Here is a 20289-nt window from a genome sequence, read left to right as displayed (position 1 = left end):
ACTACAAGGTTACGAACGGTCCGCAGAAACGATCATCTGCCTGACCGTCAACCGCATTCCTCTCTTTATCTCTCCTCCTTTCAATCATCGCCTTTCCCGGCAATCACAAGATCATTAAACGCACATATGCATCTTCAGGAACTCAAAAAGAAATCCCCGACGGAGCTTCTTGCCCTGTCCGAGGAACTCGAAATCGAAAACGCCAGCACGCTCCGTAAGCAGGAGCTGATGTTTGCCATTCTCAAACAGCTGGCCGAAAACGATCATGCCATTTTCGGCGAAGGCGTGTTGGAGGTTCTGCCAGACGGCTTTGGCTTCCTGCGTAGCCCCGAGGCAAACTATCTTGCCGGTCCAGACGATATCTATGTCTCGCCAAGTCAGGTCAGACGCTTTGGTTTGCGTACTGGCGACACGGTTGAAGGCCAGATTCGTTCACCGAAGGAAGGCGAGCGTTATTTCGCGCTGCTCAAGGTCGACAAGGTCAACTTTGATGCACCTGAAAAAGTTCGCCATCGCATTAATTTCGATAACCTGACCCCGCTTTACCCGGACGAGCCGCTCAAGATGGAGCGTCACCTCGACCAGGAAGGTAATAAGGACATCACCAACCGTGTGATCGAACTTGTTTCGCCTTTGGGTAAAGGTCAGCGTGCCCTGATCGTCGCACCGCCGCGCACCGGTAAAACCGTGATGCTGCAAAACATTGCGCACGCGATCGAGGAAAACCACCCGGAAGCCTATCTGATCGTTCTTCTGATTGATGAACGTCCGGAAGAAGTGACCGACATGGACCGTTCGGTAAAAGGCGAGGTCATCAGCTCGACCTTCGATGAACCGGCACAGCGTCACGTCCAGGTTACTGAAATGGTTTTGGAAAAGGCAAAACGCCTGGTCGAGCACAAGCATGATGTCGTCATCCTGCTGGACTCGATTACCCGTCTTGCACGCGCTTACAACACCGTCGTTCCAAGCTCTGGCAAGGTTCTGACAGGTGGTGTCGATGCCAACGCCCTGCAGCGCCCGAAACGTTTCTTCGGTGCTGCACGTAACATCGAAGAAGGCGGCTCGCTGACCATCATCGCAACCGCCTTGATCGATACCGGTTCGCGCATGGACGAGGTCATCTTTGAAGAATTCAAAGGTACCGGTAACTCCGAGCTTATTCTGGATCGCAAACTGTCCGACAAGCGTATCTTCCCGGCTATCGATATCCTTAAATCGGGTACCCGTAAGGAAGAACTGCTGGTCGAGAAAAGCGCGCTTTCCAAAATGTGGGTTCTGCGCCGTATCCTCAACCCGATGGGCCCGCAGGATGCTATGGAATTCCTGCTTGGCAAACTCAAATCGACCAAAAACAACGACGATTTCTTCGATTCAATGAATGGCTGATCGCCTTTCGATCCTGTAATCGAACCTCCAGTGAAAACCCCCGGCAATCTGCCGGGGGTTTTTGTTTGGTCTGGGACGAACATCGAGAATCAGTCTGTGTCGATCGCGGGCCAAACGGCTGTGATCTACTTCGCTTGAAGGCGAGAGAGCACCTGCCTACATAGTGCAAAGCATAAATAACATATTGTTTTGCAATGAAAATTACGCTTCCTTCTACACCGGTTCAGACAAATCGTCTGTCGCTTCGCCCCTTCATGGCGTGCGATTTTGACCAATATGCCGCCTATCATTCCCAGCCATCGGTCTATCGCTATCTTTACGCTGCGCCTCCGGCGGCGAATGTACTGACGGACCAGTTTTCCGTCGTGCTGACCGCGCCCTTTGATGCTGAGGGCGATGTATTTCGTTTGGCGGTGATTCGCCGCGACGATGATGCCCTTCTGGGAGAGGTCCTTTTGAAACTTGCCAGCATTGCAGCACTTCAGGCTGAAGTCGGTTATATCTTCAATCCGGCTTTCGAGGGCCATGGCTACGCGACCGAGGCTGCAGCGGCGATGATTGATCTTGGTTTCGATCATTTCGGTTTTCACCGGATTTTTGCCCGGCTTGATACCGAAAATATTGGATCGGTCGGTATTGTTGAACGGCTTGGCCTGCGTTGCGAGGCGCATCTGATCGAAAATGATCGCTTTAACGGTATTTGGGGCGACGAATATATCTATGCGGTGCGCGCCGCCGAATGGCATGCGCGCCGCCGGAATTAGGCCTGAGCGGCAACCTCGCGAGATGTTTCATGCGAGACACCTGGCAATTCAGTTTATCGCCAATGTTAGTTAGGCATTGTGACCATCAAGTTTCTGCCGGATCAGTTTGCTATCACCCGGTTCGACATGCAGCTTTCCATTACCAAAATGAAGCCCGATATGATGCACCCCGTATCGAAGGGTGATTGTCAGTTCATCAGCGGCGACGATTTCGCAATCGCTTTGGGTATTGGCGGCCAGATGATGGGGTGGGGCCGATTTCCAGCCGGTTTGCGGTGCCAGACTGGTTAAATGCAGAGGTTCGGTGCCGATATTTTGCAAAGTTAGTTTAAGGTTCATTTCCCCGGGCATGTCTCGCTCATCTCCTTGATTTTGGCTCTTTCCTGTATGTGGGGCACAGATTTTTGATGTCGATAGCCATCAATGCTTGCAGTAGCCGCATTCACATGTGACTCTTGTCTCGTTCTTCCACTACGTTTTTAAGGCTGATGCAGCTATTACTGAAATCTGTCGATTTTGCTGCCCGCGCGCATCGTGACCAGCGCCGCAAGGGTCCGGGCAATGAACCCTATATCAATCACCCGATCGAGGTATCGCGCCTGATCATCGAATGTGAACCGCACACGGATGAACATATTCTTTGTGCTGCAGTTCTGCATGATGTGATCGAGGATTGCGGGGCGACACGCGGTGAAATTGCCGCCTGTTTCAATGAAATGATCGCCGATATCGTCCTTGAAGTCAGCGATGACAAGGCGTTGCCGCGCGATGAGCGTAAAGCCCGCCAGATCGAAACCGCCCCGCATCTTAGTAACGGGGCTAAACTGGTCCGTCTGGCCGACAAGGTCGCCAATGTCGGTGCGATGTTGACCGATACCCCGGTTGGCTGGGACCGAGAGCAGATTCTGCGCTATGTCGATTGGGCGGAAGCCGTGATTGCACCGTGCCGCGAGGTTAGCCCCGGCCTGTCGGATCGTTTCGATGCCATCGCGCGCGATGTTCGTGTCTGGCACACGGAAAAAGAAGAGGCAGGTGTTTAAACCTGCCTCATGCTTTGTCTGTCATTCTCGCAAAGGTGGCGGGAATACATGTTTTTCAATGCGATACGATTTTACGGCTTCAGGATGACGGAGCCCGTAGTTTTGCGACCTTCAAGATCGTCATGTGCCTGTTTGGCATCGGCAAGGGCATAGGTCGCGCCGATATCGATCTTCACAACACCCGATTTCAGCACATCAAACAGCTCGTTCGCGGTCATCAGAAGTTCTTCACGGGTAGCCGTATATTGGAAGACGCTTGGCCGGGTCAGGAAATAGGCCCCGGGTGCGAGTGCTTTAAGCGGGACGGGGGGGACAGCGCCTGATGACTGGCCGAAACTAACCATCATGCCAAGCCGTTTCAGGCAATCGAGCGAGTCGTCAAAGGTATCCTTGCCGACAGAATCATAAACAACTTCAACGCCTTGGCCGTTAGTAATTTCTTTGACACGCTCGGATACCTTTTCTTCGCGATAAAGGATCGGATAATCGCATCCCTTGGATTTAGCGATTTCGGCCTTTTCCTTTGACCCGACGGTGCCGATTACAGTGGCACCCAGATGTTTTGCCCACTGACAGACAATCTGGCCAACTCCGCCTGCGGCCGCGTGAATCAGGATCGTGTCGCCTTTTTTGACGTGGTAGGTTCGGCGCAACAGATATTGGGCAGTCATGCCCTGCAACATTGCCGCTGCTGCCAGATCAAAGCTGAGCCCGTCAGGGATTTTAACCAGGCTCTTGGCAGGCATTACACGTGTCTCGGCATAGGCGCCAAGCGGTTGCGCGGCATAGGCAACCCGATCGCCAACCGCAAGGTCGGTTACACCGTCACCTACGACCTCGATCACGCCTGAGCCTTCAAGCCCAAGGCCTGATGGCAGGGACGGGGCCGGATAAACACCGGAACGGAAATAGATATCGATATAGTTCAATCCGATGGCTTCGTGGCGCAGGCGAACTTCACCGGCACCCGGTGCACCGATCTTGACATCTTCAAAACGCAGCACATCGCTGTTGCCGGTTTCATAAAATCGGAAAGCTTTGGTCATGGAGACCTCCCGTTAAGGCGCCGTTTGGCGCTTGTCTGATCAATGGTCCAAGTCTATGTCAGAAAACGCCATTTTACTATTCAGCAGGTTTGGTTTTGTCCGTTCGGACAGAGGTTAAAAGACGGTATTTCACCTGATGGAATGCCAGATGGAACGCAAGATCAAATCCGTAGGGGCACGGACTAATCAGAAAAGGTTACCCTGATCGCTCGGGATGATCAGATCGACGCCTTCGATCTTCAAAAGCGCGCGTTTGGTTTCAAGTCCACCGTCGCCCGAATAACCACCCGGTTTGCCGCCGCTTGCCAGAACCCTGTGACACGGAATGATGATCGGGATCGGATTAAGCCCGCAGGCTGTGCCGACAGCCTGATAGGCTGTTGGTGCCCCGGCGGCAATTGCCAAATCTTTATAAGTCGCGGTTTTGCCACGCGGTATTTTGCACATGGCATCCCAAACCGCTTTGTGGAAGTCGGTGCCGTCGGGGGCCAGCGGCAGGTCAAAGATATCAAGTTTGCCGTCGAAATAGGCGTTCAGCTGTGCCTTTGCTTCGTTCAGGACGGGGCTGGGTTCCATATCCTCGACAAAACCCCAATCGACGGCGACGATCTGTTCGCCGAATTCGAAGATTGTAATTGCCCCGACGGGGCTGTTCATCGAAATCTGGGGCATGGCCTGAATCCTGTGACTCCTGGAGGGTAAAAGGCAGAATAAATTTTGGGGTGCCGGCGAAGAGCGCCAACCATCGTATGTTTCACGTGAAACATACGATTTGAGATTACGTTACTGATTCTTCTTATGCCGCTCTATTCGGCAAACCAGCAAGCAGTTTGGCAAGGTCGGCGGGATTGGTTACCGGCGTAGAACAGACAGGTCCTTGACAGACATAGGCGGTTTCATGGCCATCGATCGCCGTTTTGCCCTTGGCCGGGTGAAGATCGGGCAGGGCATCGGTGTCGGCCAGAATGGTGATCGCACGGTTTGGCAGATAGGCGGCAAAGATGGCACGCCGCATTTCCATGTACATCTGGCTGCGTTCCTTGGCGATCAGCACGATCTGAAGCGGATTTTGCATCATTTCGGCTGCCAGAAGAAGGCCAGGCATGTTGGGAAATTGTTCGTTTAATCGCCCGGCAAAGGCGGCAATGGTGATTTCCGCCCGGTCGCGATATTTAGTATCGCCGGTCAGGGCATAAAGCCGCGCCAGATTTTGTGCCATGACCGAATTCCCAGCCGGAACCGCATTATCCATATGCGGTTTCTGGCGCACAACCAGATCATCGGCATCAGATGCCGATTGGAAATAACCACCTTTGGTGTCGGCAAACAGGTTTTCGACTGCTTCGCACCATTCGGTGGCTTCGCGAAGGTATGCATCCTCGCCAAAGCATTCATAAAGCCGCAAAGCCGCGCGGATCATGTGCGCGTAATCTTCGAGCATCCCGGCATGCTGTGCCTTTCCATTGCGATAACTATGCAGGAAGCGCCGGTCATTGCTTTCGCCAGTCATCAGGCTGTTGATCACAAAATTATAGGCAAGCTTTGCATAATCAAGCCAGTCTGCGCGCTTGAACACCATTGCGGCTTCAGCCAAAGCTGCGATGGTCATTGCGTTCCAGTCGGTCAGAGCCTTGTCATCCCATCCCGGCCAGATGCGCTTGTTGCGCACTGCCAAAAGCTTTGTCCGTATTTCCGAAAGTTTCTTTTCCGTTGTTCGGTCCGCAAGGCCAAGGCCCGATTGCGTGCGGTTCAGGATATTTTTATGTTCCCAGTTGCCCGAGGGACTGACGTCATAGATATCCTTGAACAGGGCGGCATCATTGCCAAGAATGGCGTTAATTTCGGCTTCGTCCCAGACATAGAACTTGCCTTCTACACCCTCGCTGTCGGCATCAAGGCTGGCGGCAAAGGCTCCGCCGGGGACTCGCATATCGCGCAGGATCCAGTCGATGGTTTCGGAAATGCGGGCTTCATAAAGCGGGTTGCCGGTTTCACGCCAGACATCACACAGAAGATCAATCAGCTGCGCATTATCATACAGCATCTTTTCAAAATGCGGCACCAGCCATTGGTCATCGACGGCATAACGGGCAAAACCGCCACCGACATGGTCATAAATCCCGCCCTGGCACATGCGATCAAGGCTGTGGCGGACGATGCGTTTAAGATCGGTATCGTTGGTGCGAACTCCGACACGCCATATAAGGGCCAGAAGGCTTGGTTGCGGGAATTTTGGCGCACCATTGGTGCCGCCATTTTCGCCGTCCATGATCTGCAAACAGCCATGCCCGCACTGATCGATCAACGCAAGCGAGGGCACCGAGCCGTTAGCACCGCTATTCATTTTAAGCAGAGCCTGACCGATTTGCGTGACGTTATGGCGAATATTCTCGGGTTGTTCGGTATAGATTTCCGCAACCGATTTCAAAACATCGCCAAACCCCGGGCGGCCATAACGGGCCTCCTTGGGGAAATAGGTCCCACCCCAGAACGGTTCGCCATCCGGCGTCAGGAACATGGTCAACGGCCATCCGCCCTGCTGACCCAGCAATGCTAGCGCATTCTGATAGACACTATCAAGATCCGGGCGTTCCTCGCGGTCGAGCTTAATATTCACAAACAGCTCGTTCATCAGGGCGGCGATGCCATCATCCTCGAAACTTTCATGTGCCATAACATGGCACCAGTGACACGCCGCATAGCCAATCGATAGCAGAACAGGCTTGTTTGCCGCCTTGGCCGCGGCCAGAACTTCGGCACTCCAGGGTTGCCAATGCACCGGATTGTCTCGGTGCTGCAAAAGATAGGGGCTGGTTTCCGAACCAAGATTGTTCTGGGCAAGTTTCATGGCATCGTGTCCTGTACCCGTCCGGATTTCCTGTGAAGGTGGCGGGTTTTTTTATGATTTGCGGGGAGGGCATCATTCCCATCCCATTGCGGGTATTTACTCTATGGATGTAAGGGTAAAGCCCCTGAAGCGAAAGGCAAGGGGGGTAAAGGGATTGGATTAGCAATATATCGCGATTTTATCGGCTTTTAACTGATTGGAAGTGCTCTGAGGTCGATAGTGATTGAGAACTTCGCACGGGCGTCCATAATGGACCCAATAAAAAGCAGAAGATCAAACAGAGGAGATCAGGGCGATGAAAGTTTCCGTGGATATTGATTGCACGCCAGAAGAACTGCGCACCTTTTTTGGTCTGCCCGATGTGCAGCCCATGCAGCAGGCCTTGATGAAAGATATCGAGGACCGGATGAAAGCCAATCTTGCGGCGATGGATCCCGAAACCATGCTCAATACCTGGCTGCCGCAGGGCATGCAGAACTGGGAACAGCTTCAGAAAGCCTTCTGGAGCCAGTTTAACGCTGCCGGAAACACCGCTGGCAAGAACACCAAGGACTGACAGCTTGACCACTGAGGCACATTTTTATCAGGCGCATGTTTTCGTATGCCAGAACGAGCGTCCCGTGGGACACGAACGCGGATGCTGCAATACCAAAGGGGCGACGAAGCTTCGCAATTACATGAAGGTTCGTGCCAAGGAACTTGGTCTGCCGATGACCCGAATCAATACTGCCGGATGTCTTGATCGTTGCGAGCTGGGGCCAGTGATGGTGATTTATCCCGAAGGTACTTGGTATCGTTACGAGACGATGGAAGATGTTGATGCCATCCTAAATGACCATCTGGTGGGCGGAAAAGTTGTTGAACGGTTGCGCCTCAGCTTGGATCAGTAAGCGTGCAGGCGTGATGCGCACCACCATCAATAGGACGATCACTCCAAACGGCTCCTACACGGGCCGTTTTTGTGTTTTCAGGCAATAAGGGCTGAGTATACCTGTCTATGCCCGTCTAAGTTCAGTTAAACAAACTATACCGATCTCCGCGAACATAACTTGGTGGTCAGAAAGGTAGTGACATGCTGCTTTTGGCCTTAAAGCGCTGTTTGCAATTGCAGCTATATGTTGACCTGTTCGGTATGCTGACCGATATGGACAGCCAGAAACATTTTCCTTCAGATGGCGTGAGATAGCAGGACGGATGACAATTAACGTGACCAACGATGGACCCCAGATCCAAGGGAGTCAGACAGACACCATCTTTGCCCTTTCCAGCGGCGCCGGGCGGGCCGGGGTTGCGGTAATCCGGTTATCCGGGCCAATGGCCGGGGCGACATTGCGCGCGCTTCTGGGCCGCGATAACCTACCAAAGGCGCGCCATGCGATCTATGCCCCGATCCGCGATCCGAAAACGGACGAGCGGCTTGACGATGCAGTGGCGATCTATTTTGCCGGACCAGCCAGCTTTACCGGCGAGGATGTTGTCGAGCTTCATACTCATGGCGGGCGGGCAGTAATTGATGGCGTTCTGGAATGTCTGGCCGCACAGCCCGGTCTGCGCATTGCGGAACCGGGGGAATATACCAGACGTGCCTTTGAAAACGGCAAGATGGATCTGACAGCCGCCGAAGGCATTGCCGATCTGATTGACGCCGAAACCGCCGCCCAGCGCAGGCAGGCCGTGCGACAGATGGCGGGTGAGTTGGGTGCGCTTTACGAAGACTGGCGCGCGCGTTTGATGAAGGCATTGGCCTATATCGAGGCCGATATTGATTTCCCCGACGAAGATTTGCCCGGCGGCATTGTACCAGTAGTGCGTGGTGATTTGGCATATGTTCACGGCGAAATGACGAGGCATCTGGCCGATAATCGTCGTGGTGAACGGTTGCGCGAAGGATTCCAGATTGTGATCCTGGGCGCGCCCAATGCCGGGAAATCGAGCCTTCTGAACCGGCTGGCACGGCGCGATGCGGCGATTGTGTCCGAGATTGCCGGTACCACCCGCGATATGATCGAGGTTCATCTTGATCTTGGTGGTTTTCCGGTCACCATGGTGGATACCGCTGGCCTTCGCGAAAGCGGCGATGTGATCGAAACCGAAGGGGTCCGACGCGCAACGGCGCGGGCAGAGGATGCCGATCTGCGCCTTGTTGTGGTGGATCGGGGCGATTGGCCGCGCATTGATGCAGAGACCGCGCGACTGATAGACCGTAATACGATCCTGTTGATCAACAAGGTTGACGGGACGGATGCCGGCAATGTTCCGGCGGTCTGGTCCGGGCAATCGGCAGGTGCTGATCAGCTTGAGCTTCCCGTTTTGCCCATATCGGCCATGACCGGGCAGGGGATGGAAAGCCTCTTGCAACTGCTGGAGACTCGCGTAAAAGAGGGGCTCGATTTTGCGGGACCGGTACCCCTGACACGGCTGCGGCACCGCCAGGCACTTGAACGTGCCAGTGATCATCTGGATCGCGGATTGCAGACTGATATTGCCGAACTGGCGGCCGAGGATATTCGCCTCGCCGTGCGTGAAATCGGCAAGATCACCGGACGCGTCGATGTGGAAGACCTGCTTGATATTATCTTCGGCGACTTCTGTATTGGCAAATAAGATTATCTGAAATTGTTTCACGTGAAACATTGGCCCTGTCGATGGCGCGTGATTGTGAATTAAGACCTGAACAAGACGCGCAAGCTGTGTGGCTTTGGCCGGATGTTGTGGCTTTTGCGCGATCAAGGAAGTCAACGAGGAATTCGATGTCGGATAACCGTTTTGATGTGATTGTTGTTGGTGGTGGTCATGCTGGCTGCGAGGCCGCGGCTGCGGCTGCGCGTATGGGGGCGAAAACGGCTCTGGTCACACATCGAGCTGATCGCATTGGCGAAATGTCGTGCAATCCGGCAATTGGCGGGCTTGGCAAGGGACATATGGTCCGGGAGGTCGACGCGCTTGACGGTGTGATGGGGCGTGCGATTGACCGTGCCGGTATTCAGTTCCGGATGCTTAACCGGTCCAAGGGGCCGGCTGTGCGTGGCCCGCGGGCCCAGGCAGATCGCAAGCTTTATCGCGAAGCCGTGCAGGACATTTTGGCTCATCAGGAAAACTTAACGATCATCGAAGGTGCAGTTCACGACCTTAAAATTGCCGAAGGCGGTGACAACCGCGTGACTGGTATCATCACCGAAGACGGGCGCGAATATGACGCCGGCGCGGTGGTTCTGACAACGGGCACGTTCCTGCGCGGTCTTATTCATATTGGCGAAAAAACCACACCGGCGGGCCGCATCGGCGATGCTCCGGCACTTGGTCTTTCGGAAACACTGGAAAAATTCGGCTTCCGTTTGGGGCGCCTGAAAACCGGTACCCCGGCACGGCTTGATGGTCGCACTATTGATTGGGCGAGCCTGCAGGAACAGCCGGGGGATAATCCGCCAGATCCGTTTTCATTCCTGAACAGCGAAATTACCGTCTCGCAAATCCCGTGTCATATGACTTGGACGACCGAGGCGACGCACGAAATTATCCGTGCCAACTTGCATCGCGCACCGATGTATAGCGGCCAGATCAAAAGCAGCGGCCCGCGTTATTGTCCGTCCATCGAAGACAAGGTCGTGCGTTTCGCCGAAAAAAATCAGCACCAGATTTTCCTGGAGCCGGAAGGGCTTGATGATCCGACGGTTTATCCGAACGGTATTTCGACCTCATTGCCTGAGGAAGTTCAGCTTGCGATGCTCGCCACTATCCCGGGGCTTGAGAAGGTCGAGATTTTCCGCCCTGGCTATGCCGTCGAATATGATTTCGTTGATCCGCGCGAGCTGCGCCATACGCTGGAAACCAAGAAAGTCGGTGCGCTGTTCTTTGCCGGGCAGATCAATGGTACGACCGGTTATGAAGAAGCTGCTGGGCAGGGACTTGTTGCCGGTATCAATGCGGCATTGGTTGCGAGCAGTACCGCAGGGGCGATTGATCACGAGTTTGTTCTGGATCGTGCGGATGCCTATATCGGAGTGATGATTGATGATCTTGTGACGCTGGGTACGCGCGAACCCTATCGTATGTTTACGTCGCGCGCCGAGTATCGCCTGATGCTGCGGGCCGATAACGCCGATCAACGTTTGACGGATCGAGGTCTTGAAATTGGTTGTGTTGCCTCGCATCGTGCGCATGTTTGGGGTGATAAGAAACTTGCCCTAGAAGTAGCCAAGCGGACGGTTTCCGACCTGACCGAAACGCCGAACGGCCTTGCCAAGCACGATATCAAGATCAATCAGGATGGGGTGCGGCGATCTGCCTATGATCTGTTGGCGTATCCGGATATTGATTTCGATACGCTCACTCGTGTCTGGCCGCAGCTTTCGGAAATTACTCCGGAAATCCGCGAACAGGTGTCAATTGATGCTCAGTATAAAGGTTACCTCGAACGACAGTCGGCCGATGTTGCGGCCTTCCGTCGGGACGAGGAATTGCGCCTGCCGCGCGATCTTGACTTCGACAGCGTTGGTAGCCTGTCGGCGGAAATCCGGTTGAAGCTCAAAGAAATTCAGCCTGAAACCATCGGTGCGGCATCACGTATTCCGGGCGTGACTCCGGCGGCAGTGACCGCTTTACTTGGTCATATCAAAAGCCACAAGCACAAGATTGTTCGTAGCGCCTGAGACTCTATCAGACAATTGGGTTGGTCATAAGGTTAGGGCAGCACACATATATGTGTGCTGCTTTTTTATTGTCTGTTGAAGCCGGTGAAATGTTTCACGTGAAACATTTCCGTTCTTTTGCCAAAGTTTTCCGTTTTCGACGCGGGGAAAAGTGTTTGTTAGAAAAATCAAGTCTGGTGCGATTCGTTAACGCGGATTATAACTCGAACATGCAATCCATTTCAGAACCCGTAAAAACATGGTTTGAGACCGATTTGAATGTTTCACGTGAAACATTGGATCGGCTCAGCCTTTATGCTGATCTTGTTGTCAAATGGCAACCAAGGATCAATATCGTTGGTGCCAGCACGGCAGATGACGTCTGGACGCGCCATTTGCAGGATTCAGCGCAGCTTTGGCCATCACTGAATGATGTGGCGGGCAGCGGGAAGATCGTTGATTTTGGCTCCGGGGCAGGGTTCCCGGGAATCGTTTTGGCGATTTTGGGTGCCAATGACGTGACCTTGATGGAATCAAACACCAAGAAAACCGTGTTTTTGCTGGAAGCGGCGCGGGTTTGTGGTGTGCTGGGTCAGACGAAGATTGCCCGCGAACGGATCGAAACCGCTGCACCGCGTGAAGCGGACGTTATTACGGCCCGTGCGTTTGCGCCACTGCCAAAGCTTCTGGAACTTGGTCAGCGTCATCTGAAACCGGGCGGGCATTATGTATTGCTAAAGGGACGTGCCTTTGAGGACGAGCTGGCCGAAGCACGTGCGGCCGGTTGGACATTCACTGTAACCACCCATGCCAGTCTGGTCGATCCCGAAGGCGTGGTGATGATTTTGCAAGGAGTTGACCGGTGACCGACGTTATTGATCTGCCGCTTTCAATCTCTTCCGAGGCCGGTCACCGGCCGCGGATCATTGCCGTTGCCAATCAGAAGGGCGGGGTCGGCAAGACCACGACCACAATCAATCTGGCGACCGCGCTGGCGGCTGTAAACCAGCGGGTTCTGATCGTCGATCTTGATCCGCAGGGCAATGCCAGTACAGGATTAGGCCTGCGTCCGTCGGAACGGCAGATCAGTTCCTATGACGTGTTGATCAATGGCAATACGCTGGAAGAAGCGCGTAAGCCGACCGCCATACCGCGGTTGAGCATCGTGCCGTCAGGTATGGATTTGTCGGGGGCGGAGATTGAACTGGTCGATTTTGACCGCCGCGAAATGCAGCTTAAAGAATCGCTGGGTCGCTTGCCTCATGATGTTGATTATGTACTGATTGATTGTCCGCCGTCGCTTGGGTTGCTGACGCTGAATGCGCTGGTGGCGAGTGATGCGGTATTGGTGCCGTTGCAGTGCGAATTCTTTGCCCTTGAAGGGATCAGCCACCTGGTGCGGACTATCAAGCGGGTAAAAAAGGCGTTTAATCCGGCGCTCGAAATCCAGGGCATCGTTTTGACGATGTATGACAAACGCAATAATCTGTCTGCACAGGTTGCCAATGACGTGCGCGATTATTTCGGTGATGTCGTTTACCGCACGGTGATCCCGCGGAATGTTCGTGTGTCCGAGGCGCCGAGTCATGGAACGCCGGTGCTGGTTTATGACATGAAATGTCCGGGGTCACGGGCATATCTTAATCTGGCAAGCGAAGTTCTGAAACGCGAAGGGGTGAAGGCATGAGCGAGGCAAAGAAGCGCGGTTTGGGACGTGGACTTTCGGCCCTGCTGGGCGAGGAAGACGAGGATGTCGGCGCAGCGGTTGCCGGCGGTAACGAGGCCATTGCTCATCCGGGGCCGGGCGGTACTACACAGCTGATTGCCATTACTGATCTGAAGCCTTCGCCATTTCAGCCGCGTAGCAATTTTGATGATGAAGCGATTGACGATCTGGCCGCTTCGATTCGCCAGAAGGGTATTATTCAGCCGATTCTGGTGCGAGCGTCCTCTACGGGTGAAACCACATATGAAATCATCGCTGGCGAGCGGCGCTGGCGCGCGGCACAGCGGGCACAATTGCACGAAGTGCCGGTTCTGGTGCGTGATTTTGACGACCGGGAAACCGCCGAGATTGCCCTGATCGAAAATTTGCAGCGGCAGGACCTGTCGCCACTTGAGGAATCCGAGGGGTATAACCGCCTGATGAGCGATTTCTCGCATACTCAGGAAGCACTGGCCCAGGCGCTCGGCAAAAGCCGTAGTCATATTGCCAACAGCCTGCGTTTGTTGACCCTGCCAGCACCGATCAAACAGATGTTGTCGGACCGGGTGTTAAGCCCTGGTCATGCGCGTGCGCTTTTGGGGGCGGATAATGCGGTCGAGCTGGCGAGTCAGATAGTCAAGAAGGGCCTGAACGTCCGCCAGACCGAAAAACTGGTGAAGACTGACGGCGGTAAAACTGCGCGCCAGAAGAAGTCTTCATCGGCACGTGGGCTCGAAAAAGATCCAGATACAGTGGCTTTGGAGCGCGACCTTAGCAATATGTTGGGGTTGGCGGTGAATATCGACTTTGATGGTGCGGGGGGTAAAATTTCTGTCCGGTATGAAACGCTGGAGCAACTTGACGATATTCTGAAACGGCTTAGTCAGGGACGGTTAGGCGAAACGGCACAAAGCTCCGATGATAACGATCCGCTTGTTCCACAGAGTGAGGGTGACAACGAATTCGACTCGATGTTCATTGATGATGAAGATGACAGCGATGGCGATCTTCTTACCGACGAGCTCGAATCGATTGCCGATGCAACCGACATAGTGTTTGACGTCGATGAGGATGCCGAAAGTGCATTTTCCGATGAGCCGGAAGGTGACATGCCAATCGAGCAAGACGAAGTCGGCGAAGAGGTGCTTGAGACATTGTCGGATGCGGAAATTGTGCAAAACGATCATCTTGCAGAAAAGAAAGCGCAAACGCGAGGAAGCTGACTAGGTTTTATCGATATTCCATTCACGTTAACGGCCCTGTACGACTCGCTTGCCGGGGCCGTTTTCCTTTGCAAAATATTCGGATTGTTAGCGTCTGCCCTGTTTTTGACGGGCGACGGCGACCTTGATCATGGCCCGGTGTGCAATGGTTTCCGGGATGGCGAGGCCGCTTTTGCAATCCTTTTCGGCTTCGAGCAAGATTTGCAGGGCGCGTTGCAGATTGTTAAGAGCCCAATTGTTTAAATTGGCGCGAAACTGATCTGCAGCTTTGAAAAACAGGGGTGGGCGTAGCGATTTCATTGCCTGTTCGGCATTTGTGCCCTTTGCCATCTGGCCTTTGACCAGATGCAGTTTCTGGAAATAGCCGATCATCATGCGAAGCGCGCCAACCGGATTTAGGCCTTCTTCTACCAGCCGGGTCAGGGCGCTATCAAGGTTTGTGACATTGCCCTGTGATACGGCCTGGACAACATCATCATAGTGGCGGGCGGAACTATCGCCCACACAGGCCATGGCGTCGGCCAGAGTAACCTGACCTTCTTTCAGGGCGTAAAGAGCCAGCTTTTCAAGCTCGCTTCGGGAAATCATACGATCAGAGCCGAGATTTCCGACCAGATAGCGAATAGCATCGCGGTCAATACGCAGCTTGTGATCTTCCATCACGGAATTGATGAGGGTCTCAATATCCCTACTGCTATCCGCATAGCAGGGTAGTGCCATTCCATTGCCCGCTTTCTCGACGGCCTGACGCAGTTTGGATTTGGAAGCAAGGCTACCAGCTTCGATGACGATTAGCGCATCACCAGCCGGATCGGCAAGAAAATCAGCAATCACTGGGGTCTGTGCCTCGCCAATGTCGCGGATGCGGATGACACGACGCCCGCCGCCGAAACTGATGGCAGCTGCTTCATCGCGTAGACGGCTGGCGTCTTCCTTAAGCTGGGAAGCACCAAGATCGACGACACGAAACGGATCCTTAAGGTCCCCGACCACGGTTTTGGCAAGCCTGACTGCACGTTCACGTACAAGCCCTTCATCCTCACCATAGATCAGGATGAGTTGTGCCTTCGCATCGGGGGCGCGAAGGAAATTTTCAACCTGTGCTGCCTTAAGCTTCATAACGAAATGTTACCTAACGCCCGCTGCGCAGGCCGATAGCGACCTGGTTGGCCAGCTGACGAGCAAGGTTGCGGGCGGCGTCAGACCGCGCAGCGGATTCGGCTTCGAGGGAGGCAAAGTCGGACTCGACAAGGTTGTATGTGGTGCGTGCGCGCAGCGTACCCGTACGGAGTACTTTGGAATCAGAAATACGAGAAAGTCGATAATTGGCACTCAGGATATAGTCGGCGATAGTCGCTTCGTTGTCCTTGGTATAACCTAACTCGGAGACTGCTTCACTTAAGTCAATATCGAGGGAATATTCAGGGCGGGACGTCTGACCACGCGGAGTTAATGTTTCGACCAAAACGCTACGTGTCAGTTGACCGATCCGGTCTTCCATCATCGATATTTTGACCTTGGCCATATCGGCTGCCGTACTGTCGCCACCCTTATCCTCAGCATATAGCGGGCGGAATCCACAGGCTGTAAGGCCGGTGAGGGCGAGCAGGGCAATAATCGATATCAGAGAGCGCAACGTCATTCCTCGCTGTCTTTTGCGTGATGGTTTGTGTCATCAGGTGCATAACCAAGACGGTACAATAGTTCCGTTCCGATCAAAGGGCAAAACAGAGTTAGGTTCCGAATGAAAGAAAGTCTGGAATCGAGGTCACACGATGCGTTTTGTGAAATCCGTAAGCTTTTGAACTCGGAGCGCAAGGCTGCAATCGCAGTATTAAAGTGGCCTTTGGCTATTTCATCGATCACGTCGTTCTTCGGGCTCTTTTGGAATTCAAGTGATTCTAACCCTGATGCCTCAGATACTTTTTGGGTGCTCAGATGCGCCCATACCTGACGCAGCCAGCGCCAATGGCCAATCAGACTGCTTTGTGTAATATGAAGCGGGCGATCAAGCGGAACATCGGCGAGGAGCGTCAGGCAGAGAATATCGCTGCCCACCTGTCGTTGCAGGGATGCAGGATCATTGTCGATGGAGTCTGTTGATACCATGCCTGCACGGCGCGGAAGACTCTTTACAGGTTTCGGCAGACGGGCCTGTATGTCCTTCGCAATATCAAGGCGAGCGGTACGTAAATCGCCATTTTGCAAAGTGAATACCGGGCGAAGATCCGCCAACACAAACCCCCATTCACGAGCAAGCGAATGGGGGTTGTAATTCTGTGACACATATAAAGGTGTGTCTGTCATGCTTTTGCCGGGCGTTATCAGGAGATGACGCTTACTGAGACTGTGCCGTGGCGCTATCGATGCGCAGTTGACGTGCACGGGTCAGTATTGAATCTTCCATTGCGGTCACGGTGCCAGGTTCAACCACTGCGTCGGCCCACTGATCCGATCCAACACGGACCTGCCGGAAGACAGAAACCTTGATAGCGTCCGAGCGAAGGGCAGTACCGAGGATATAGCCTGTAATCTTGAAACGCTCGTTTGGTGTTTCCGGCGGGCTGTACCAGTCGGTAATGATCACACCGCCAAATGGATCAGCCGAATTGAGCGGCATGAAGGAAAGAGTATCAAGCGACGCGCGCCACAGGAAGCTGTTGACACCAATACCGGTGCCGCCGCCTTGCTGTTTGTTATCATCTCCGCCCAGAAAATTGAGCCCGTCTGAACCAAAGAGGGTGCCCTGCTCTTTGATGTCGGCAGTTGTGGCGGCGCGGCCTTTGGTTCCGACGCGCTGGTCGCCAGGTGCCGAGCCGGGATAACTGTCGTAATCCGATTGCGAGCCGGCACATGCAGCCAAAAGCACAGAGATCAGGGATGTAGCAAGTACTTTTACAAAAGGCAGTCGCACGGTCGATTCCTTGTCCTAGGCGCAGAATTCACTGACCGCACTATAGGGCCGGCGCGCGTTTCAGCAAACAAAAACATGTGTGTCAAATATGCAACTATCATATGAAAATGTATCTTTTCGATCACAGTGTTGTTGACCCGAACCGCATTTACTGGCTCCATCTTCAGCGAACCGAACGGCGGAAAAGTCGTTCACCTATTTTTGTTAGGCGGTTTTCCGCACTTGCAAAGACGTTGAGGGAAAAGATGAAAAAGATTCTGTTTGCTTCCAGCGCAATCGTCGCTGTTGCTTTCGCTGGTCAGGCACAGGCTTCCGAACCGATTAAACTGTCGGTCGGTGGTTACATGGAACAGTGGATCGGTTTTGTTGACGAAGACGCTCCGGACACCGAAGGTCGTGTCAACGCTTTCCAGTCTGACACCGAAGTTTATTTCTCGGGCTCGACCACCCTTGATAACGGCATTGAAATCGGTGCACGCATCGAGCTTGAAGGTGAAACCTCTGGCGACCAGATCGACGAACAGTTCCTGTTCGTGAACGGTGGCTTCGGTCGTATCGAAATGGGTAAAAACGACAGCGCAGCTGACTCGATGGGCATTACTGCTCCGCGCGTTGGCCCGGTCGGCCCTAACGATGGCGGCATTGAAGACTGGTATGAAAATGCTGGCATCATCGATACCGTTCCGTCGAGCGGTGACCAGAACCGTGTAACCTACTTCACCCCGTCGCTGGGCGGTTTCCAGGCTGGTGTGTCGTTTGCTGATGACAGCGGTAAAAATGGCTCTGATGGCTACAACAGCATTGATGGTAGCGGCGACAACGTCGTTTCTGCTGCTCTTACCTATGAAGCTGACTTCGATGGTTTCTCGCTCGGTCTTTCTGCTGAAGGTGAAAACGTCAACGAAGGTTCTTGGTATGGTGCCGGTGTCAATGTTGGCTTCGGTAACTTTACCGTTGGTGGTTCCTATGGTCACACTGAAGACGATTATGGCCTGAATCTGGAAGACGACGGCTCTAATGGTGAAGACATCGACGCATATGATATCGGTATTTCCTATGCAATGGATGCCGCCTCTGTTTCGGCAACCTATGCGTATCAGGAAGAAGGCGACGAAGAAATCCAGGCTGCTTCGGTTGGTCTGAACTACACCCTTGGTGCAGGCGTTTCGTGGCAGTCTTCGGTCTTTTGGTTTGACGAAGAATCAGATGCCGATAACGAAGGCTACGGTGTTATCACCGGTCTTGCTCTGAACTTCTAATCTCATTCAGGATTAGTTGAGCAGTTTGGAAGGGGATGGTTTTCCATCCCCTTCTTTTTTGTTTTTGTGGTGATGTGTAATTTCTCCGACACTCGCTTGCTGTCGTCGTCATCGCACGCGAACCTTTAAACAATCAGGCGCCCGTACAGGAACAAGCCTTTTTAATGAATTTTGGTCATGTATATTATTAATCTTAAATTTTCATCGGATGTTCGACTGACTGATTATATATTATCGACGTTGGGTCAGAAATAATGGCAAAAATATGCCGAAATTAGTGACTTAATTATCACACTTAACTATTTAACTGGTCTGTAGTCACTTAAATCAATTGACCATAAGTCATTATATCCGTTTTACTCTCTTTCAGTGATCGGTCGCTGCGATGTGTGGTCTGCGGTGTTGCCGATCGGCTACAAATCATCAAGAGGGTAAGATGAAAAAGATTCTTGTTGCTTCAACCGCGCTCGTCGCTGTCGCTTTTGCTGGCCAGGCAAATGCGTCCGAGAAAATCAAACTGTCGGTCGGCGGTTACATGGAACAGTGGGCCGGTTTTTCTGACGAAGACGGTGCAGGTCTTGAGGGTGAAGGACGTCCGAACGCGTTCCAGTCCGACACCGAAATTCACTTCAAGGGTTCTACGACCCTTGATAACGGTATCGAAGTTGGTGCGACGGTTGAGCTCGAAGGCGAAACCTCTGGCGACCAGATTGACGAGCAGTATCTGTACGTCAATGGTGGCTTCGGTCAGGTCAAGCTTGGTAAAGATGACAGTGCAGCCGACGATATGGGCATCACCGCGCCGGCCGTCGGTCCGGTTGGTGTCAACGATGGTGACATGTCCAACTGGGCTGATGCATATCTGATCGACACCGTTCGTTCGAGCGGCGATCAGAACCGTCTGACCTATTATACCCCGTCATTTGGCGGCTTCCGTGCCGGTGTCTCCTATGCTGATGACAGCAACCGTAACGGTGCAGATGGTTATGACAATCAGTCTGGTTCGGGTGACAACATCGTTTCCGCCGGTGTCGAATATCTCGGCGATTTCGATGGCTGGTCACTTGGACTGTCGGCCACCGGCGAAGAGTCGGGTGAAGGCGCATGGTATGGCGCCGGTGTGAATGTCGGATTTGGCAACTTCACCGTTGGCGGTTCCTACGGTCATACCGAAGACGATTACGGCCTTAACCTGGAAGATGACGGTTCGAACGGTCAGGACCTCGACGCGTTTGATGTCGGTGTTTCCTACGCCATGGATGCTGCTGCTGTTTCGGCAACCTATGGTTATGAAGATTTCGGCACCGGTGAAATTCAGGCTGTTGACCTTGGTCTTGCCTACACCCTTGGTGCAGGCGTTGCTTGGAAATCTTCGGTCTTCTGGTTCGATCAGGAAAATGACGGCGAAGCTGATAATGACGGCTACGGTGTAGTTACTGGTATTCGTCTCGACTTCTAATCTATTTGGATTGG

At 53.4% G+C, this 20289-nt stretch carries 20 protein-coding genes; 12 read left to right on the top strand and 8 right to left on the bottom strand.

Features of this window, described 5'->3' with window-relative positions:
• Positions 1–126 precede the first annotated feature (126 nt).
• The gene (gene rho, locus TH5_RS04020; RefSeq protein WP_007088512.1) at positions 127–1389 is read left to right on the top strand and encodes a transcription termination factor Rho; all 1263 of its coding nucleotides are present in this window, start codon (positions 127–129) and stop codon (positions 1387–1389) included.
• Between the two features lie 194 nt (positions 1390–1583).
• Positions 1584–2153 carry a GNAT family N-acetyltransferase gene (locus TH5_RS04015; RefSeq protein ID WP_114120783.1) on the top strand — a complete coding sequence of 190 codons (570 nt, stop codon included), beginning with the start codon at positions 1584–1586 and terminating at the stop codon, positions 2151–2153.
• A 69-nt stretch (positions 2154–2222) separates the two neighbouring features.
• On the opposite strand, the gene TH5_RS04010 is transcribed toward TH5_RS04015, so the two are convergent.
• Entirely contained in the window at positions 2223–2504 is a 282-nt protein-coding gene (locus TH5_RS04010) for a hypothetical protein (protein ID WP_114120782.1), read from the bottom strand.
• 137 nt (positions 2505–2641) lie between these two features.
• On the opposite strand from TH5_RS04010, the gene TH5_RS04005 reads away from it, so the two are divergent.
• Complete coding sequence (locus tag TH5_RS04005) at positions 2642–3193, top strand: HD domain-containing protein (RefSeq protein WP_114120781.1); 552 nt, start codon at positions 2642–2644, stop codon at positions 3191–3193.
• Positions 3194–3264: 71 nt separating this feature from the next.
• Here the strand turns inward: TH5_RS04005 and TH5_RS04000 are convergent, their stop codons facing one another.
• The 3 genes from TH5_RS04000 to TH5_RS03990 all read right to left on the bottom strand — a co-directional run bounded on the left by TH5_RS04000 (position 3265) and on the right by TH5_RS03990 (position 7087).
• Entirely contained in the window at positions 3265–4239 is a 975-nt protein-coding gene (locus TH5_RS04000; protein ID WP_114120780.1) for a quinone oxidoreductase family protein, read from the bottom strand.
• A 186-nt stretch (positions 4240–4425) separates the two neighbouring features.
• Positions 4426–4911, bottom strand: coding sequence for a methylated-DNA--[protein]-cysteine S-methyltransferase (locus TH5_RS03995; protein ID WP_114120779.1), 486 nt, complete (start codon positions 4909–4911; stop codon positions 4426–4428).
• Positions 4912–5035: 124 nt separating this feature from the next.
• The gene (locus TH5_RS03990) at positions 5036–7087 is read right to left on the bottom strand and encodes a thioredoxin domain-containing protein (RefSeq protein WP_114120778.1); all 2052 of its coding nucleotides are present in this window, start codon (positions 7085–7087) and stop codon (positions 5036–5038) included.
• A 295-nt stretch (positions 7088–7382) separates the two neighbouring features.
• On the opposite strand from TH5_RS03990, the gene TH5_RS03985 reads away from it, so the two are divergent.
• The 7 genes from TH5_RS03985 (at position 7383) to TH5_RS03955 (ending at position 14643) form a co-directional block, all read left to right on the top strand.
• Positions 7383–7643, top strand: a complete 261-nt coding sequence (locus TH5_RS03985; protein WP_114120777.1) for a DUF6489 family protein — start codon at positions 7383–7385, stop codon at positions 7641–7643.
• A 4-nt stretch (positions 7644–7647) separates the two neighbouring features.
• Positions 7648–7977 carry a (2Fe-2S) ferredoxin domain-containing protein gene (locus tag TH5_RS03980; protein ID WP_114120776.1) on the top strand — a complete coding sequence of 110 codons (330 nt, stop codon included), beginning with the start codon at positions 7648–7650 and terminating at the stop codon, positions 7975–7977.
• Positions 7978–8281: 304 nt separating this feature from the next.
• Complete coding sequence (gene mnmE, locus TH5_RS03975; RefSeq protein ID WP_114120775.1) at positions 8282–9691, top strand: tRNA uridine-5-carboxymethylaminomethyl(34) synthesis GTPase MnmE; 1410 nt, start codon at positions 8282–8284, stop codon at positions 9689–9691.
• Between the two features lie 146 nt (positions 9692–9837).
• Positions 9838–11736, top strand: coding sequence for a tRNA uridine-5-carboxymethylaminomethyl(34) synthesis enzyme MnmG (mnmG, locus tag TH5_RS03970; RefSeq protein ID WP_114120774.1), 1899 nt, complete (start codon positions 9838–9840; stop codon positions 11734–11736).
• A gap of 209 nt (positions 11737–11945) precedes the next feature.
• A complete protein-coding gene (rsmG, locus tag TH5_RS03965) occupies positions 11946–12581 on the top strand; it encodes a 16S rRNA (guanine(527)-N(7))-methyltransferase RsmG (RefSeq protein ID WP_114120908.1) in 636 nt (211 codons plus the stop codon).
• Positions 12578–13402 carry a ParA family protein gene (locus tag TH5_RS03960; RefSeq protein WP_062950071.1) on the top strand — a complete coding sequence of 275 codons (825 nt, stop codon included), beginning with the start codon at positions 12578–12580 and terminating at the stop codon, positions 13400–13402. Before rsmG ends, TH5_RS03960 begins: the two co-directional genes overlap by 4 nt.
• Positions 13399–14643: a ParB/RepB/Spo0J family partition protein gene (locus TH5_RS03955; RefSeq protein ID WP_114120773.1), complete on the top strand. Its 1245-nt coding sequence runs from the start codon at positions 13399–13401 to the stop codon at positions 14641–14643. The genes TH5_RS03960 and TH5_RS03955 overlap by 4 nt, the downstream gene beginning before the upstream one ends.
• An 87-nt stretch (positions 14644–14730) precedes the next feature.
• Here the strand turns inward: TH5_RS03955 and holA are convergent, their stop codons facing one another.
• The 4 genes from holA to TH5_RS03935 are packed head-to-tail and all read right to left on the bottom strand — an operon-like array spanning position 14731 to position 17551.
• Complete coding sequence (gene holA / locus TH5_RS03950; RefSeq protein WP_114120772.1) at positions 14731–15762, bottom strand: DNA polymerase III subunit delta; 1032 nt, start codon at positions 15760–15762, stop codon at positions 14731–14733.
• Between the two features lie 13 nt (positions 15763–15775).
• Positions 15776–16285, bottom strand: coding sequence for a hypothetical protein (locus tag TH5_RS03945; RefSeq protein ID WP_114120771.1), 510 nt, complete (start codon positions 16283–16285; stop codon positions 15776–15778).
• Positions 16282–16950 (bottom strand): hypothetical protein, encoded by a 669-nt coding sequence (locus TH5_RS03940; protein ID WP_147250047.1) that lies wholly within the window; start codon positions 16948–16950, stop codon positions 16282–16284. Before TH5_RS03940 ends, TH5_RS03945 begins: the two co-directional genes overlap by 4 nt.
• Before the next feature lie 31 nt (positions 16951–16981).
• Positions 16982–17551 carry a DUF3576 domain-containing protein gene (locus TH5_RS03935; protein WP_114120907.1) on the bottom strand — a complete coding sequence of 190 codons (570 nt, stop codon included), beginning with the start codon at positions 17549–17551 and terminating at the stop codon, positions 16982–16984.
• A 251-nt stretch (positions 17552–17802) separates the two neighbouring features.
• Between TH5_RS03935 and TH5_RS03930 the strand changes: the two genes are divergently transcribed.
• Together TH5_RS03930 and TH5_RS03925 are read left to right on the top strand one after the other, a co-directional pair.
• The gene (locus TH5_RS03930; RefSeq protein ID WP_114120906.1) at positions 17803–18816 is read left to right on the top strand and encodes a porin; all 1014 of its coding nucleotides are present in this window, start codon (positions 17803–17805) and stop codon (positions 18814–18816) included.
• Between the two features lie 436 nt (positions 18817–19252).
• Positions 19253–20275: a porin gene (locus TH5_RS03925; protein ID WP_114120769.1), complete on the top strand. Its 1023-nt coding sequence runs from the start codon at positions 19253–19255 to the stop codon at positions 20273–20275.
• Positions 20276–20289: the final 14 nt, after the last annotated feature.

The organism is Thalassospira xianhensis MCCC 1A02616 (assembly GCF_003326475.1).
Taxonomy (GTDB): Bacteria; Pseudomonadota; Alphaproteobacteria; order Rhodospirillales; family Thalassospiraceae; genus Thalassospira; species Thalassospira xianhensis.
This window is presented reverse-complemented; position numbering and strand designations above follow the sequence as displayed.